The 17,261-nt window shown below is 51.3% G+C and carries 16 protein-coding genes; 11 read left to right on the top strand and 5 right to left on the bottom strand.

The window, feature by feature from the left end:
* Positions 1-92: 92 nt before the first annotated feature.
* The 5 genes from Q4E40_RS07970 (at position 93) to Q4E40_RS07950 (ending at position 7,190) form a co-directional block, all read left to right on the top strand.
* Positions 93-698: a WbqC family protein gene (locus Q4E40_RS07970; RefSeq protein ID WP_303411261.1), complete on the top strand. Its 606-nt coding sequence runs from the start codon at positions 93-95 to the stop codon at positions 696-698.
* Positions 699-815: 117 nt separating this feature from the next.
* Positions 816-3,419, top strand: coding sequence for an ATP-dependent Clp protease ATP-binding subunit (locus tag Q4E40_RS07965; RefSeq protein WP_303411259.1), 2,604 nt, complete (start codon positions 816-818; stop codon positions 3,417-3,419).
* A 141-nt stretch (positions 3,420-3,560) separates the two neighbouring features.
* Positions 3,561-5,120, top strand: coding sequence for an acyl-CoA carboxylase subunit beta (locus tag Q4E40_RS07960; protein ID WP_303411258.1), 1,560 nt, complete (start codon positions 3,561-3,563; stop codon positions 5,118-5,120).
* 97 nt (positions 5,121-5,217) lie between these two features.
* On the top strand, positions 5,218-6,288 hold the full coding sequence (locus Q4E40_RS07955; RefSeq protein WP_303411257.1) for a M42 family metallopeptidase: 1,071 nt from the start codon (positions 5,218-5,220) through the stop codon (positions 6,286-6,288).
* Between the two features lie 92 nt (positions 6,289-6,380).
* Complete coding sequence (locus Q4E40_RS07950) at positions 6,381-7,190, top strand: ABC transporter substrate-binding protein (RefSeq protein ID WP_303411256.1); 810 nt, start codon at positions 6,381-6,383, stop codon at positions 7,188-7,190.
* On the opposite strand, the gene Q4E40_RS07945 is transcribed toward Q4E40_RS07950, so the two are convergent.
* From Q4E40_RS07945 to Q4E40_RS07930, 4 genes are all read right to left on the bottom strand, one after another.
* Positions 7,187-7,705: a hypothetical protein gene (locus Q4E40_RS07945; protein ID WP_303411255.1), complete on the bottom strand. Its 519-nt coding sequence runs from the start codon at positions 7,703-7,705 to the stop codon at positions 7,187-7,189. The two genes, Q4E40_RS07950 and Q4E40_RS07945, sit on opposite strands and share 4 nt — an antisense overlap.
* Positions 7,706-7,725: 20 nt before the next feature.
* On the bottom strand, positions 7,726-8,955 hold the full coding sequence (gene aroA / locus Q4E40_RS07940) for a 3-phosphoshikimate 1-carboxyvinyltransferase (protein ID WP_303411254.1): 1,230 nt from the start codon (positions 8,953-8,955) through the stop codon (positions 7,726-7,728).
* Positions 8,952-9,989 (bottom strand): 3-dehydroquinate synthase, encoded by a 1,038-nt coding sequence (aroB, locus tag Q4E40_RS07935; protein WP_303411253.1) that lies wholly within the window; start codon positions 9,987-9,989, stop codon positions 8,952-8,954. The genes aroA and aroB overlap by 4 nt, the downstream gene beginning before the upstream one ends.
* 67 nt (positions 9,990-10,056) lie before the next feature.
* A complete protein-coding gene (locus Q4E40_RS07930) occupies positions 10,057-11,187 on the bottom strand; it encodes a bifunctional 3-deoxy-7-phosphoheptulonate synthase/chorismate mutase type II (RefSeq protein ID WP_303411252.1) in 1,131 nt (376 codons plus the stop codon).
* Positions 11,188-11,360: 173 nt separating this feature from the next.
* On the opposite strand from Q4E40_RS07930, the gene Q4E40_RS07925 reads away from it, so the two are divergent.
* Entirely contained in the window at positions 11,361-12,548 is a 1,188-nt protein-coding gene (locus Q4E40_RS07925; RefSeq protein ID WP_303411251.1) for a proline dehydrogenase family protein, read from the top strand.
* Between the two features lie 249 nt (positions 12,549-12,797).
* On the opposite strand, the gene Q4E40_RS07920 is transcribed toward Q4E40_RS07925, so the two are convergent.
* Positions 12,798-13,001, bottom strand: a complete 204-nt coding sequence (locus tag Q4E40_RS07920) for a hypothetical protein (RefSeq protein ID WP_188502535.1) — start codon at positions 12,999-13,001, stop codon at positions 12,798-12,800.
* A gap of 144 nt (positions 13,002-13,145) precedes the next feature.
* Here Q4E40_RS07920 and Q4E40_RS07915 point away from each other — a divergent pair, with 144 nt between their 5' ends.
* From Q4E40_RS07915 to Q4E40_RS07895, 5 genes are all read left to right on the top strand, one after another.
* Positions 13,146-13,718, top strand: coding sequence for an RNA polymerase sigma factor (locus tag Q4E40_RS07915; RefSeq protein ID WP_303411249.1), 573 nt, complete (start codon positions 13,146-13,148; stop codon positions 13,716-13,718).
* 50 nt (positions 13,719-13,768) lie between these two features.
* A complete protein-coding gene (locus Q4E40_RS07910; protein ID WP_303411247.1) occupies positions 13,769-14,866 on the top strand; it encodes a S1 family peptidase in 1,098 nt (365 codons plus the stop codon).
* Positions 14,867-15,033: 167 nt separating this feature from the next.
* Entirely contained in the window at positions 15,034-15,723 is a 690-nt protein-coding gene (locus tag Q4E40_RS07905; RefSeq protein ID WP_303411245.1) for a fasciclin domain-containing protein, read from the top strand.
* A gap of 211 nt (positions 15,724-15,934) precedes the next feature.
* Positions 15,935-16,471, top strand: coding sequence for a hypothetical protein (locus tag Q4E40_RS07900; RefSeq protein ID WP_303411244.1), 537 nt, complete (start codon positions 15,935-15,937; stop codon positions 16,469-16,471).
* Between the two features lie 189 nt (positions 16,472-16,660).
* Entirely contained in the window at positions 16,661-17,248 is a 588-nt protein-coding gene (locus Q4E40_RS07895; protein WP_303411243.1) for a DUF4142 domain-containing protein, read from the top strand.
* The last annotated feature ends 13 nt before the right edge of the window (positions 17,249-17,261 follow it).

The following is a 17,261-nucleotide window of genomic DNA, read 5'->3' as shown; positions in this document are numbered from 1 at the left end:
ACCTGTGTGGAAAGTCTTTTGTCTGAGAAGTCTTGCTATTTGATTCGTTCTACCTGATACGACATTAACTTTTAACTCTTAACTATAATAGCTTGCTATTACTAACCGAAACCATGTACCACCCGCCCATCCAGTACTTCGCGCAGGCGCTGCGGGCGGATGGTTTGTTGATAGAAAATCACGAAAACTACGTAAAGCAGAGCTACCGCAGCCGTTGCCATGTGCTCACGGCGCAGGGCATGATGCCGCTGAGCGTGCCGGTGCTGCGGGGCAACAGCAAGGACAAGACGCTGATCACGGAGATCGAGATTGACTACAGTCAGAAATGGTACAACGTGCACTGGCGCACGATACAGGCGGCCTACGGACGGGCGCCTTATTTTGAATTTTACAGTGACTACCTGAAAGACGTATATGAGCGGCAGCCGAAATATTTATTTGACCTGAACGTTGATTTATTGCGGCTTTATCTTAAATTTCTGAAACTGGATCGGCCAATAGCCTTCACAGACAGTTTTCAAACAGCGCAACCGGAGGGGGTGCTCGATCTCAGAAATAGGATACATCCTAAAATCATTCCTGACAACTTGTACGTACAACCCTATACACAAGTATTTGGCAAACAATTTGTACAAGACCTTAGTATAATTGACTTGTTGTTCACACAGGGTCCGAAGTCGCTTTCCTACTTACAATAATGCCCCGGCAAAACTAAACCTTTGCTGACTCGGGCTTGTTAACAATCAGGGGCTTTTCCTGTTAGCCTCAACGAGTTACAACATTTTTAGACCTTTACATTTTTTTAAAGAGTATACATGGAAGCTAAATTCTCGAACAGAGTGAAAGAGGTGATCTCACTCAGCCGTGAGGAAGCTATCCGTCTTGGACATGACTATATTGGCACTGAGCATCTGGTGTTGGGCATGATCCGGGAAGGAGAAGGAACTGCCATCGCCCTGCTGAAGAAGCTCGGCGTTTCGATAGATGAACTGAAGTACGCTTTGGAGCAGGCTACACGAAACACCGCTTCTCAGAACAGCAACATCACCGGCAGCATCCCGCTTACCAAGCAAACTGAGAAGGTGCTTAAAATTACTTATCTGGAGGCCAAGATCTTCAAGAGTGATATAATAGGTACTGAACATCTCTTATTATCCATCCTTCGGGATGAGGACAATATTTCTTCACAAATCCTAGCGAAATTCAACGTGAACTACGAAGCGATAAGAGACTCCTTGGATTATCACAGCAATAATCCACTGGCCTCGTCTGACACAGACGATAATGATGATTCTGACAAACTGTTTGGTTCTTCTTCACGCGCTGGCAGCAGCTCGAGCAAGAAGCCCGGCGAAAAATCGCGCACCCCGGTGCTCGACAACTTTGGTCGCGACCTGACCAAACTGGCAGAAGACGACAAGCTCGACCCGATTGTGGGCCGTGAAAAAGAAATCGAACGCGTGGCCCAGGTACTGAGCCGCCGCAAGAAGAACAACCCGATCCTGATCGGTGAGCCGGGTGTAGGTAAAACAGCTATAGCTGAAGGACTTGCCCTGCGCATTGTGCAGAAAAAGGTAAGCCGCGTGCTTTTCAACAAGCGTGTGGTAACCCTGGATCTGGCCTCGCTGGTAGCCGGTACAAAATACCGTGGCCAGTTTGAGGAGCGTATGAAAGCCGTGATGAACGAGCTCGAGAAGTCTCCGGACGTGATCCTGTTCATTGACGAGTTGCACACGATTGTGGGTGCCGGTGGCGCTTCCGGTTCGCTGGACGCCTCCAACATGTTCAAGCCTGCGCTTGCCCGTGGCGAGATACAATGCATCGGCGCAACGACACTGGACGAGTACCGCCAGTATATTGAAAAAGATGGTGCCCTGGCCCGTCGTTTCCAGATCGTAATGGTAGACCCTACCACGCCGGAAGAGACAATCGAGATCCTGCACAACATCAAGGATAAGTACCAGGATCACCACCACGTGAACTACACCGACAAAGCGATTGAGGCTTGCGTAAAGTTCAGTGACCGTTACATGAGTGACCGCTTCCTGCCAGACAAGGCGATTGACGTGCTTGACGAGGCCGGTGCGCGCGTGCACATCAACAACATTGTGGTGCCGGATGATATCCTGAAGCTCGAAGAGCAGATTGAGAACATCAAGGTAGAGAAAAACCGCGTGGTGAAGAGCCAGAAATACGAAGAGGCTGCCCAACTGCGCGACAAAGAGAAAAAACTGATTGACCAGCTTGATACAGCGAAAAAGAACTGGGAAGAAGAGACCAAGAAGAAGCGCTATTCGGTAAAAGAGGAAAATGTGGCAGAGGTTATTGCCATGATGACAGGTATACCGGTGAAGCGTATCGCCCAGAACGAAGGTCAGAAGCTGTTGAACATGGCCGATGAACTGAGCGGTAAAGTGATTGGTCAGGAAAAAGCCATTAAGCAATTGGTGAAAGCCATTCAGCGTACGCGCGTTGGTTTGAAAGATCCGAAGAAGCCGATTGGTTCGTTCGTGTTCCTGGGCCCGACTGGTGTAGGTAAAACGGAGCTCGCCAAAGTGCTGGCCACTTACCTGTTCGACAAAGACGACGCGCTGGTGCGTATCGACATGAGCGAGTACATGGAGAAATTCAGCGTATCTCGCCTCGTGGGAGCGCCTCCGGGCTATGTGGGCTACGAAGAAGGTGGTCAGCTGACGGAGAAGATCCGCCGCAAGCCTTATTCGGTGGTACTGCTCGACGAGATCGAGAAAGCGCACCCGGATGTGTACAACCTGCTCCTGCAGGTGCTCGACGATGGTATCCTGACGGATGGTCTGGGCCGCAAGGTGGACTTCCGAAACACGATCATCATCATGACCTCCAACATCGGTGCACGCGACCTGCAGGACTTCGGAGCCGGTATCGGTTTCATGTCTAAGACCAAGCAGGACAACGTGGACGAGATTATGAAAGGCACGATTGCAAGCGCTCTGAAGAAGACGTTCTCGCCAGAGTTCCTCAACCGTCTGGATGACGTGATCGTGTTCAACTCACTTGGTCGTGAGGACATGCACAAGATCATCGAGCTGTCGCTTGGCAAGCTGTTCAAGCGCATCGAGTCCCTGGGCTACAAGATCGAGCTCACCAGCAAAGCGAAGGACTTCGTGGCTGAGAAAGGCTACGATCCGAAGTATGGTGCGCGTCCGCTGAACCGTGCTATTCAGAAATATATCGAAGACCCGATTGCGGAGGAGATACTGAAAGCCGAGATAGCGCAGGGCGACACCATGATGGTGGACTACAAGGAAGGTGAAGAGAAACTTACTTTCGCGTCGAAAAAAGGCAATGGCAAAAAGAACAAAGGCATGGCCAACGACGGAGAAGAGGAAGAGACCGAACCAACCAAGTCGTCCGGCGACGGTGATAAATCTGACAAATAAGGTATAAAACCTAAGGTATAAGGGCTGTCCTATGTAGGGCAGCCCTTATTTTTTGTCTGGTTTATAGCTGTTTTCGGCTGATAGTTTTTAAATTTGACAATTATTCAATTCGTATCAGATAAAACAGCTATACCCATTTTCATGGCAGGAGAAATCAGACAGAGCCAGATAGAAACGCTGGAGCGCAAAAACGCCGAAGCCTTGCTAGGCGGCGGACAGGACAGAATAGAAGCACAGCACAAAAAAGGCAAACTGACGGCCCGCGAGCGCATTCACCTTTTGATGGATGAGAACTCTTTCGAGGAAATCGGCAAGTTTGTAATGCACCGCTCCAAAGACTTCGGTCTGGACAAGCAGTACTACCTGGGCGACGGTGTGGTGACCGGTTACGGCACCATCAACGGACGTCTGGTATACGTTTTCTCGCAGGACTTCACCGTTTTGGGTGGTTCACTTTCTGAAACCCATGCCGAGAAGATTGTGAAGATCATGGAGCTGGCCATGAAGAACGGCGCCCCTGTCATCGGTCTGAACGACTCCGGCGGTGCCCGCATCCAGGAAGGCGTGGTATCGCTGGGTGGCTATGCCGACATCTTCTACCGCAACACCCTGGCCTCTGGCGTTATCCCTCAAATCTCGGCTATCATGGGACCATGTGCGGGTGGTGCGGTATACTCCCCTGCCATCACCGACTTCATCATGATGGTAGAAGACACGTCTTACATGTTCGTGACGGGCCCGAACGTGGTGAAAACGGTAACGCACGAGAACGTTACGTCTGAAGAACTGGGCGGGGCCAGCACGCACAGCTCCAAGAGCGGTGTGACGCACTTTTCCTGCGCTAACGAAGTGGAGTGTATCAACTACATCAAGACCCTGTTGAGCTACGTGCCGCAGAACTGCGAGGAGTTGCCACCGTCTATACCTTACGAGGAAAAAGCGGACGAAACCCGCGCTGTGCTCGACAACATTTTACCTGAAAACCCGAACCAGCCGTACGACATGCGTGAGGTGATCGAGGGCATCATTGACGCGGATTCTTTCTTTGAGGTCCACAAGAACTTCGGTGAGAACATCGTGGTGGGTTTTGCCCGTCTGGGAGGCCGCAGCATTGGCATCGTGGGCAACCAGCCAGCCGTACTGGCCGGCGTGCTCGACATCAACGCCAGCACCAAAGCTGCCCGCTTCGTGCGCTTCTGCGACTGCTTTAATGTACCGCTGCTGGTATTGGAAGACGTTCCGGGCTTCCTGCCAGGCACCGATCAGGAGTGGCGTGGCATCATCACGAACGGTGCCAAGTTGCTCTATGCCTTCTGTGAGGCGACTGTACCGCGTATCACCGTGATTACCCGCAAGGCGTACGGCGGTGCTTATGATGTGATGAACTCCAAGCACATCGGTGCTGATATGAACTACGCTTGGCCAACGGCCGAAATCGCGGTGATGGGAGCACAGGGTGCTGCTGAGATCATTTTCAAACGTGAGATCGCTGAAGCCGAAGACCCGGCTGCGAAACTGGCCGAGAAGGTGCAGGAGTACAAAGACAAGTTCGCGACACCATACCGCGCTGCGCACCGTGGCTTTATCGACGAGGTGATTATGCCAGGCGAGACACGCGCCAAGCTGATCAAAGCCTTCAAAATGCTGGAGAACAAGGCGGTGACACTGCCCCGCAAGAAGCACGGGAATATTCCGCTTTAATTGGATTGAACGACGAGCATGTGCGGCCATAGAACATCTGGCTATACATGCTCGTTATGTTTAACAACCATTGTGTATACATTACTGATAAAAACTGATGAGAAAAGAATCTTTCGATTTTCTAGAAAAATACCTGAATAACTCCTCTCCTACCGGCTTCGAGTCGGAAGGCCAGAAACTATGGTTGGAGTACATCAAGCCCTACATTGAAGACTACTTTGTAGACACTTATGGCACGGTGGTGGGTGTGATCAACCCGGAGGCTGAGTATAAGGTGGTGATCGAAGCGCACGCCGATGAGATTTCCTGGTTTGTGAACTACATCACGCCGGAAGGCTACCTATACCTGAAGCGCAACGGTGGCTCTGATGCCCTGATCGCTCCTTCCAAAAGAGTGAATATCTATACCTCCAAAGGCATCGTGAAAGCTGTTTTCGGATGGCCGGCCATACACGTACGCAAGGTAGAGAATGACAAAGCCCCTACCATCGAAACCGTATTCCTGGACTGTGGCGCCAGCAACCGCGAAGAGGTAGAGAAAATGGGTATACACGTAGGTTGCGTGGCTACTTTTGAGGACGAGTTTACGGTAATGAACGACAAGTTCTACGTAGGTCGCGCGCTCGATAACCGCGTAGGTGGCTTCATGATCGCTGAGGTGGCCCGCATGATCCATGAGCGCAAGCACAAACTGCCATTCGGCCTGTATATCGTGAATGCGGTGCAGGAAGAGATCGGTCTGCGTGGAGCCGAGATGATTGCCCACCGCATCAACCCCAACGTGGCCATCATCACAGACGTGACGCACGATACGCAGTCGCCGATGTATGACAAGAAGAACAGCGGCGACATCCACTGTGGCAAAGGCCCTGTGATTGCCTACGGTCCGGCTGTGCAGAACAACCTGCGTGATCTGATCATCAATACGGCTCAGGAAAAAGAGATTCCGTTCCAGCGCTCCGCTGTTTCACGTGCAACCGGAACCGACACCGATGCGTTTGCATACTCTAACGCGGGTGTAGCCTCGGCTTTGATTTCCCTGCCGCTGAAGTACATGCACACGACTGTAGAGACCGTGCACAAAGACGACGTGGAGAACGTGACGAAACTTATATACGAAACACTGCTAAAAATCGAGGACCAACAGGACTTCCGTTACCTGAAATAGAAATCGCTTTTAGCCCGAGAGAAACCACACAGCCCTGAGCGGCTTGTGTGGTTTTTTGTTTTAAAGCCATCCCTAATTGTTTACTTTTGACTATGCGCTTCCCCTATACCTTCACCGATCAAATGGGTCGTCAGGTCACATTGCCGCACTTGCCGCAGCGCATCGTGTCACTGGTGCCCTCGCAGACTGAACTCCTTTTTGACCTGGGACTTGATGATCGTATTGTCGGTGTCACAAAGTTTTGCATTCACCCGAGTGAGAAAGTAAAGCAAAAGACCATGATCGGCGGCACGAAGAACTTTAAACTGGAACTCATCGATGAACTTCAGCCCGACCTGATTATTGGGAACAAGGAAGAGAACTATGAAGAAGGTATAGCTAGTCTGCAGAAAAATTACCCGGTCTGGATGAGCGATATCTATACCTTGGAAGATGCGCTGGAGATGATTAGGCAGGTTGGCCAGTTGACCGGAACGGAGTCTAGGGCGCAGGAATTGGCACAAGGTATAGCCGCTGGTTTTCAAAAGCTGCAACCCATGCATCCTGCTATACCTACCGCCTACTTTATCTGGCGCAAACCTTACATGGCCGTGGGCAACAACAACTTCATCGACCACCTGCTGCAGCGCTGCGGGTTCTCCAATATTTTTGCCGATCAGCCCCGCTACCCGGAAATCTCCCCAGAGCAATTACAGACTGCTGCGTCCAAGCTGATTTTGCTGTCATCGGAGCCCTACCCCTTTCAGGAAAAGTACTTTGCCGAGTTTCAGGAAATGTGCCCGAGGGCCGTCATCAAAGTAGTGGACGGGGAGATGTTCAGCTGGTATGGCAGTCGCTTGCTACAGGCACCGGCCTATTTGCAGCAGGTTGTACAGGAAATCGGACAAGGTATAGCGCACTAAGAAAGGCGCTTCAGCAACCGTTCAGCCCGCTCGGCTATACCTGCAAAATAGGTAGCATCAGCCTTTACATCTGCACTGTCTTTCCCTACCACTTCCCGTTTGTTCATCGGGTCAGCCAGGTTGGAGAATTTGATAATTTGGAAGGCGCGGTCGCGCTGCAGATCGCCTTTTTCAACTGCCTCCTCCAGTTTCCCGATCAATAATTCGCGAAACTCTTTTTTCTCAATTGCCTCTTCGTCGAGCAAGCGCAAAACGGCAGCCACCGCCTCGTCTTCGAAAAGCGTGCGAATGGCAATGTCTATTAGCTTTTCAGTGGAAGGGGCCGGAAGCCGCACGAGCGTGAGGTATCCTCCCCCTTCTGTGGCAGCAGTAGCATAGTATTTCAGCCAAAAGGAATTGGTAAGCGGATCTTTGTAAACGGAAGCATAGCCACCAGCAGAAGTCTCCATCAACTCAAGCTGTGGCAATAGGATCTCAATCAGACCGGCGTCCCCATACAAATACCGCTTTCCCATCAATCGCTATTCATTAATTATTATTCATTCACCACTACCTCAAACCCCATTTTCTCCAGATCTTCCCAAAACCGCGGGTAGGACTTGCGCACCACTTCCGGCTCCTGAATCTGAACAGGCTGCAGCAAAGCGATGGGGGCAAACGCCATGGCCATGCGGTGGTCCTGGTAGGTCCTGAAATTCAGCTCCCGGTTAATCATCAGTGTCGGGTTCATCTGAAAAATACCGGGCGTTCGTTCGTCCAGTGAAGCGCCCATGCTTAAAACTTCAATCTGCAAAGCCTGAATGCGGTCTGTTTCTTTGATGCGCAGGCTCTCTAGTCCGTTCATCTCAACGGCTACACCAGAAGCGGCACACAGGGCCACGATGGTCTGCGCCAGATCCGGGCAGTTGCTGAAATCAAAGGATACTCGTTTCTCAGCATGTTTCTTAGTGAGGCGAACTCCATCCGGTTTAAACTCGGTATGCACACCCAACCGGCGCATGATGTCTACGATGGCTTTATCGCCCTGATGGGAAGACTCGCGCAGCCCCAGCAAGGTAATATCCGCTTCTTTGGCCAGAGCCGCCATGCTATACCAGTAGCTGGCCGCCGACCAGTCCGATTCTACTGCAAAAGTGGCGGGCTGGTATTTTTGATGCGGCACTTTGATAGTATTTCCCTCAAAGCTGGCCTCTACCCCAAAATGCTGCATCAAAGCCAAGGTCATTTCGATGTATGGGCGTGAGCTGATCTTACCTTCCAGTTCCAGCTCCAATCCTTCGGGCAGCAAAGGCGCCACCATCAACAAAGCCGAAATGTACTGACTGCTGATGTCGCTGCGCACTTTCAGGTGCTTTTTGCCGCTGCCTTTAAACCCGCTGATCTGGAGGGGCGGATAACCCGCCTCCCCAAGGTAGGCTATACCAGCGCCCAGGTCCTGCAGTGCCTCTACGAGCACCTTGATTGGTCGCTGGCACATGCGTTCGGTGCCGGTCAGTGTTTTTTGCTGACCGGTCACGGCATAATAGGCCGTCAGAAAGCGCATGACCGTGCCGGCATCCTCGGCGTCTATCGTATCAGCATCACTTTTCAGGAGCCTTTGCAGGAGTTGCGTATCGTTGGCCTCCGAAAGGTTCTGCAGTTCGGATTCACCGCCTGCCAGTGCGGCGATGATCAAGGCGCGATTCGCCTCGCTTTTGGAGGCTGGTAATTGTACACGACCTTTCAGTATACCTGTAGGGTGCGAAAGAGTAACGGTTTTTGTCATAGTAGCTGGTAGTAGCGCAAAGACTCCTGTATCTCTGGCAGAGTAACAGGCTGGTCCCAAACGGCCTTGCCTATACCTTGCAACAGCGTACAGTTGATGGTAGAGTGCGTGTTTTTTTTGTCCTGCAAAGCCAGTTTGGCCATGCTTTGAATATCTTCTTCGGTGATTTTTACCTTTTCATAGATCGACACCATAAAAGTCTCGATCTGGTCCAGCTCGCGCTTGGTGAGCAACTCTTTCTTCACAGAAAGGTAGGCCTCGCACAGCATCCCAACGGCAATGGCCTCGCCATGCAAGAGCTCGCGGCCGGGCTGCTCCATCAGGTAGCTTTCTACGGCGTGGCCCACGGTATGGCCGAAGTTAAGCACCTTGCGGTAACCGCCCTCCAGCGGATCAGCCTCCACCACAGCCGACTTTATACCTACTGAATGGCGGATTAGCGCATCCCAATCTTCGGTAAAAAGCCCGATGTGGCGTTGCTCCTCAAAGGCGGCCGCATCGGCGATCAGCCAGTGTTTGATGATTTCGGCATAACCCGACTTGAGTTGGCGCTGTGGTAGCGTATCCAGAAAACCCGGGTCGATGATGACAGCCTTCGGCTCTTTGTAAACCCCGATGTGGTTCTTGAGTCCGTGGAAGTCTATACCTGTTTTGCCGCCCACGCTGGCATCCACTTGCGCCAAAAGTGTAGTAGGCACTTGCACAAAGTACATTCCGCGCTTAAAGGTGGCCGCACAGAAACCGCCCATGTCGCCGATCACGCCGCCTCCCAGGTTCACCAGCACCGACCAGCGGTCCAGGTGGAGCTCCGTCATGCGCTGCCAGATATGCTCGCAAGTCTGCAGCGTCTTATGCGCCTCACCGCTCTGTATCTGGATCATGTCATGTTCGGGCAAATGCGGCTTTACCTGCGGATAGCAATGGTGCAGGGTGTTCTCGTCCACCAGCACGGCTATTTTCGAAAAGGCGAGGTTTTGCAGCACTGCTTTCAGCTGCGGCAGCACGTCCCGCCCGATGTGTATGCTTTCAGTCACGATGATATTTGTTTCGTCAGGTATAAGTGTAAGAACGTCGGCTTTAAACCAGAGTTCAGGTATACGCTTACGAGGCCTGTTCCGGCTCGGTATTAGGTTTTGCTTCCGGATTTCCGGCCTGCATGATGCTGGTCTGCTTGCGAATCGATTCGACGTGGATCAGCTTGTAGAGCTCTTCCACAAAGGCCGGGCTTATACCTGCTTCGGCGGCCCAGTCGGCACGGGTACGGAAAATTTCCTTCCAGCGCTCCAGCTGCAGCACCTGCACGTTGTTTTGCTTTTTGTACTCCCCTATCTGCTCCACCAAGGCCATGCGCTGTGCCAAGGCCCCGATCAGGTCGTGGTCGGCGGCGTCGATCTTCAGGCGCAGTTCTTCGGCCCGGTTCACCAGTTCCGCATCGTCGTAATTCGTTTTACGCACCTGCAGCTTGCTCAGTATGTCAGCCAGGGCGGCTGGGGTTACCTGTTGTTCCGCATCACTCAGGGCCTCCGCCGGGTTCGGGTGCGTTTCGATCATCACACCGTCACAGCCCATGTCAAGCGCTCGCTGCGACAAGGGGTAGATCAGATCACGGGTACCACCAATGTGGCTCGGGTCCACGATCACGGGCAGATTCTGGAAACGGGCTTTCAGTTCGATTGGGATTTGCCAGACCGGCGCATTACGGTACTTGGAAGGTTGGTACGAAGAGAAACCACGATGGATGGCGGCCAGATCGGTTATACCTGCCTGGTAAATGCGCTCGATCGCTCCGATCCAAAGCGCCAGATCCGGGTTCACGGGATTTTTCACCATCACAGGTATCTGCACCCCGCTCAGCGCATCAGCTATTTCCTGCACAGCAAAGGGGTTTACGGTGGTGCGGGCGCCGATCCACAATACATCTATACCTTGTTTCAGGGCTTCCTCCACGTGGCGACCGGTGGCCACCTCCGTCGTTACCCGCATACCCAGTTCCTGCTTTACGCGGGCCAGCCATGTCAGGCCCTGCAGACCTACCCCCTCAAAGGTGTTAGGACGGGAGCGCGGCTTCCAGATGCCTGCCCGGAAGAGGTGCACATTCAGCTTTTTCAGGGCTTCGGCCGTCTGCATCACCTGCTGTTCGCTCTCCGCGCTGCAAGGCCCGGCAATCACCAGCGGCCTGCCCCGCTCAGCTAGCAGATCAGCGAAATAGGTGTCTTTATTTTTGAAATCCATCGGTGTCAATTGTCCCTACAAAGGTACGACAAATACAACAGTTATGCAGCTGATCTGGTTTAAGGGAATGCTTACTCCGAAAAACAGCACAAAAATATCCCTCAAGTACCAGACTTCCATGGTGTATAACGTTGACACATACCTTATCTTTGCGCCGATTAAAACACTATTACATGAACCCGGTTACCAACGTTTCTTTCGACGATACAGCCGTCGCTTTTTCATCCAAGTCCGACGCTGAGCTTTATAAAATGTACCTGTTGTTCAAGTCCATGAACAGCAACACCTTTGTGAAGGTAGGGGGCAACCTGCTCAACTTCGCGCTCAAGCTACACCTGCCGGTAAAGTTTATCATCAAGCCAACTATATTCAACCACTTCTGCGGTGGCGAAACGATCGGGGAATCGGAGCGTGCCATCCGCGAGCTGGCCAAATACAACATCGGCACCATCCTCGATTATTCGGTAGAGGGCGAAGGAGTGGACAAAAGCTTCGATGATACCCGGGACGAAATTCTGCGCACCGTAGAGAAAGCGCGTGGCAACAAGAACATCCCCTTTTCTGTGTTTAAGGTGACAGGCCTGATGAGTACAGCCTTACTGGAGAAAGTACAGGCAGGAGAAAAACTGTCAGCTGACGAGCAAGCCGCCTATGCGCGTGGACTGAAGCGGGTACAGGACATTTGTCAGCGCTGCTACGAAGCCGATGTGCGTGTGTTTGTGGATGCCGAGGAAAGCTGGTTTCAGGACACGATTGACAAAATGGCCTACGATATGATGGAGCTCTACAACAAAAAGAAAGCCATCGTTTACAACACCTACCAGCTCTACCGTCACGACCGCCTCGACGCGCTGGCACGTGACTATGAGAACGCTGTGGCCAAAAACTACATACTCGGAGCAAAGCCTGTGCGCGGTGCTTACATGGAAAAAGAGCGCAGGCGTGCCGAGGAACAAGGCTATCCAAGCCCGATCAACCCGACCAAAGCCGCTTCTGATAAACTATACAACGACGGCCTCCGTTTCTGCATCGAGCACATCGACCGCATTTCGCTTTGCGCCGGCACGCACAACGAAGCCAGCTGCTACCTGTTGATGGAACTGATGGAGGAGAAAGGTATAGCGCCCAACGACGAGCGCGTGTTCTTTGCCCAGCTTTTCGGCATGAGCGACAATTTATCTTACAACCTGGCCAATGCCGGTTATAATGTAGCGAAGTACGTGCCTTACGGTCCGGTGGAGTCGGTGATGCCATACCTGCTGCGCCGCGCCAACGAGAACACAGCTATCGCCGGCCAGAGCAGCCGCGAGTTTGGCCTGATCAGCAAAGAAATGGAGCGCCGTAGGAAAGCAAAGCGTTAGTGTCCGACTTATCGGGCTCTGAGGAGAAGCCCTGTTGAGTCCACAAGCGGGGACGCGAGTTAGAAGTTTGCGGCTATCGGGGTGTAAGGCTTTAGGTCGGCAGCATAAACTCCCTGAAGGCGACGCTTAATCACCCCAAACCTACGTTGAGTCTACTAAGCAGCATAAAAAATAAGAAGGCCCTGCATTGCTGCAGGGCCTTCTTATGTGTTTAGAACTATAAGGTATAATCCGTAGTTCTGCTATTGATTACTGTACAGTTACAGTAGAGTCAGTCTCAACAGTTGTAGTCTCAACAGTAGAGTCAGCTTCAACTTCCTCAGTAACAACTTCTTCTTCAGTAGTTACTTCAGTTTCAACAGCTTCAGTTTCAGTTGCAGTTTCTTCAGTGTTGCAAGCTGTGAAAGCTACCAGGGCGAACGCTACGAAAGCGAATTTGAACAATTTTTTCATTTTGTGTTTGTGATTAAGTGTTTTGGTTTCGAATTTGAACTTCATACCGGAAACACGGATAGGTAACCCGGTATTTTTTATTTTTTTAAAATATTTTTTTGTTGGGTTACAAAAAGCGGCCTGGCGTATTAAAAACAGAACGGCATGAGGAAGAGTTTGTATGAGACGGATGAGGCGATCATGGAGGGAATCCGGAATGACGATGACCGCGCACTCGCATATCTGTATAAGCTGCACTTCCCGATGATCTCTCATTTCATCATCAGCAACAGTGGAACTGATGACGAGGCGAAAGACATTTATCAGGAAGGCGTGATCGTCTTCTACGAGAAGATCAAAGGCAACAGCCTGGAGCTTAGCTGCCAGATCAAGACTTACCTTTACTCGGTGTGCCGCCGGCTTTGGCTGAAACGGCTGGCAGAGAAAGGCCGCTACGCGAATCGCATAGAGGACTCTGAGAACTACCTGTCGCTGGAGGAGGATGTGCCGCAGCACGAGGAGAACGAAAGGCAGTTCGGCGTAATGGCCGAGGCGCTTGACCAGCTCGGGGAACCCTGTCGCTCATTACTGGAGGACTTCTACATCCGGGCGCAGGGCATGCAGGATATTGTGGAAAAGTTTGGCTACACGAACACAGACACGGCCAAAAACCAAAAGTACAAGTGCCTGCAACGCCTCAAGAAGCTATTCTTCACCTCTTACAAACCAGAGGTATAGCATAGACGAATTGAATTTTAGCACCTTGTAAAAGGTATTTTTATATAACCATGTTTGACCACCGCATATACGAGCAAATAGAGCGCTACCTGGCCGGCACCCTGCCCGCCGAGGAGAAAGCTGCCTTTGAGGCGCTGTTGCTCTCCGACCCGCGGCTTGCCGACCAGGTACAGGAGCACCGCCAGGTGCTGCAGGCCATGCAGCACTATGGCCAGCGTCAGCAATTGCGCCATAAGCTCAACAGCATCCACACAGAAATGGAAACCGGTTCGCGGGCTATCACCAGCGAACTGACAGCCTGGAAAGTCTTCTTTAAGAAGCACGCCCAGACCATGGCGGTTGCCGCCAGCGTTTCACTGCTGTCTGTATTCGGCACGCTTTGGAGTGTGCAGCAGATGAAGAAACCTGTACAGCAGCAAACGGCGCGCTACATTGAGCTCCGTCGTGAGGTTGAGAAAATCAAAAAGGAACAGCGTGCCATTATCAATGGCATTGCCAGCGTAGACACCCCCGCACCGGCCCCGCGTTCGGCACGCTTCAGTGGCACCGGTTTCGCCATCAGCCCGGATGGGTACATTGTCACCAGCTCACACGTAATTCAGGGAGCGGACTCTATCCTAATCGAGAACAAAGCCGGCTTGAAGTATAAGGTAACGGAAGTGCACCGCAACACCGACTACGACCTGACCATCCTGAAAGTGGAAGACCCTTCCTTTGCAGGTTTCGGCAAGCTGCCTTATACCTTTAAGACGGCCTCTTCGGACTTGGGTGAGCGCGTGTATACGCTGGGCTTCCCGCGCGAGGATATCGTGTTTGGTGAAGGCTCACTGAGTTCCGCGTCTGGTTTTGAGGGCGACACCACTTCTTACCAGATCTCCATCCCGCTGAACCCTGGTAACAGTGGCGGTCCGCTGCTCGATGAAAAAGGCAATGTGATCGGCGTGATCAACGGTAAGCAGGCAGGTCAGGAGGGCGCTGCTTTTGCAGTGAAGTCATCGTACCTGCTTCAGATGGTGAGTGAGATGAAGGAAAGAGAAGGCAACCTAACCTTTAGCCTTCCGCAGCAAAACAACCTGAGCGGAAACTCGCGCACGCAGCAATTGAAGAAACTTCAGGACTATATTTTCGTTGTGAAAGTGTATAACTAGGGCGCAACAATATTGTTTTATTGCAATACTACAAGGGACTATCTGTACTCAAACACAGATAGTCTTCTTTTTTTATAACTTTTTTAAAAAGATACAGTTAAATACAGCATGTATATCCCACCTAAAGATGTACAATTTAATTCATCATGAACCTTAAAATAAACACTATGAAAATTCGAATGCTAAAACCCCTTGTTGCTGTATTTACTGCAGGCTTCTTGTATAGCTGCGCCAGTAGTAATGATGCCATGGACAACACTGCCATGGACGAAACCACAACCATGAGTGAGACAACTACCATGGCTGGTGATGACGCCACCACTACGGAAACAACAACAGAAACAGAAGTAAGCACTGAAACCACTACTACTGATGTGGACACTTCTTCCACCATGGATGCTACTGCTGAGACAAGCTCTATGGCTATATTGGATGCAGCAAGAACCAAAAGCGAAATCTCCACTTTTATGGAGTTAGTGCAGGCTGCTAATATCTCGAAAGCTTTTGAGCAGGAAGGTGAGTTCACCATTTTTGCCCCGTCTAACGAGGCCTTTCAGAAACTCCCTGCCGGTCAGTTGGAATACCTGAAAAAACCAGAAAACAGAAATGAGCTGATCAAGGTGCTGCAGGCCCACATCATTTCGGGTAAGGTAATGACAAGCCAGCTGCAGGCAAACCAGCGCATCCAGGTAGGTCAGGATGACTATATCGAAGTAGCGAGCGCAGGCGCTGCCCCTAACTCCTTCACTATTGGCGGTGCCAGTATTGTAGAGTCTGACATTGAGGCCAACAACGGTGTGATCCATGTGGTGGACCGCGTGCTGGTAACTGCTGACGCCGTAACTGACAAAGAATAATCAACAGCATTATACTAAATAAAAAAGCCTTCCCTTGCGGAAGGCTTTTTTACTACAAGCCGGCAAAAAACCCCTTATGAATACTGTAAACGCACACTACCTTACTTCATTTTGCAACCATAGAGTAGGTGAGCCGTTACAATAAACTAGTCTGCAAAAAAGCAGGCATCTTTAATTTATACTAATACAATACAAACTTAAAAATTCAACTATGGAAAGAGTAAGCGATACGAGCATGATGACAGCCATGTTCCGGGACCGTGACAGCGCAGAACGCGCTTATGAAGAACTGCGTGCACGCGGATATGATAAAGATGATATCAACGTAGTATTGTCGGACGAGGGACGCAAGCGCCACTTTAGCGGTGACCTGGACCGCGACGGCGATACCGAACTGGGTAACAAATCACTGGAAGGAGCCGGAGCTGGTTCAGCCATTGGCGGTACGCTTGGTGCTATTGTGGGTGCTGTGGCAGCCATTGGTACCTCTGTAGCTATACCTGGTCTGGGTCTGGTAGTGGCCGGTCCGTTGGCAGCTGCCCTGGCCGGTGCCGGTGCAGGTGGCCTGACAGGCGGCCTGATCGGTGCGCTGGTGGGAGCCGGTATACCTGAAGAACGCGCCAAAGTATATGAAGAAGGCGTGAAAGAAGGTAATATCGTGCTGGGCTTTAAGCCGCGCACATCAGAAGATGCCCGTTACTTCGAAAGTCATTTCCAGAAGAACCGCGGAGAGCATATTTATTACTAAGGCCCGATTGCCTTACATAAAAACAAAGGCTTGGCTTTTCCCCTGTGGCGAAGTCGAGCCTTTGCTTTTATAGCCTATCCTGGCTGTTGCACAGAGAAGGCTGGTATACAATAAAATGAACATCTACTGATCGTTTTTCCGTATGCCCTTAAAAACACATTGATATTCCGAAAAGCAAAAAATAAGACTATGAAAAACCTATGGATGGCAGCCACGCTCACGCTAAGCACGCTTGCCTTTGCATCCTGCAGCTCCGAAACGCAGGAAACCGACACCACTACAGCCAATGTGGACACCGAGATGAACACCACTACCACGGTGGATTCTACCCTGAACGAAGACAAGCGCGAATTTATGGGCAAGGCGCACAGCATCAGCACGCAGCAGCTGGAGCTTGGCAAACTGGCAGTCGAAAAAGGCAAAACGGAGCAGGTGCGTGACTATGGTCAGCAAATGGTAGACATTTACTCCAAAAAGCTGGACGAACTGCAGGACATCTCAAAGCGGTACAGCGTCACGCTGCCTCAGCAAATGGAAGAAGACCATGCCGGACGTGTGCAGGAGCTCCGCGATAAAAATACGGATGAATTTGACCGTGCCTACTGGGAAACTGTGGTGGATGCCCACAAAGAGGCACTCCAACAGTTTGAGGATAATGTGAAAGACGTTGAGGAGACAGACAATACCACGTTTAATCTGTGGGCTCGCAATATGGGAAAAGAAATCCGGGCGCAGATGGAAAACGCCATGCGGTTCAGGCAAGATTACAAGAACTAAACTCACAAAAACA

Origin of the sequence: Pontibacter coccineus (assembly GCF_030546575.1) — a bacterium.
Taxonomy (GTDB): domain Bacteria; phylum Bacteroidota; class Bacteroidia; order Cytophagales; family Hymenobacteraceae; genus Pontibacter; species Pontibacter coccineus.
The sequence above is the reverse complement of the archived record's forward strand: the minus strand, read 5'-3'. Positions and strand labels throughout refer to the sequence as shown.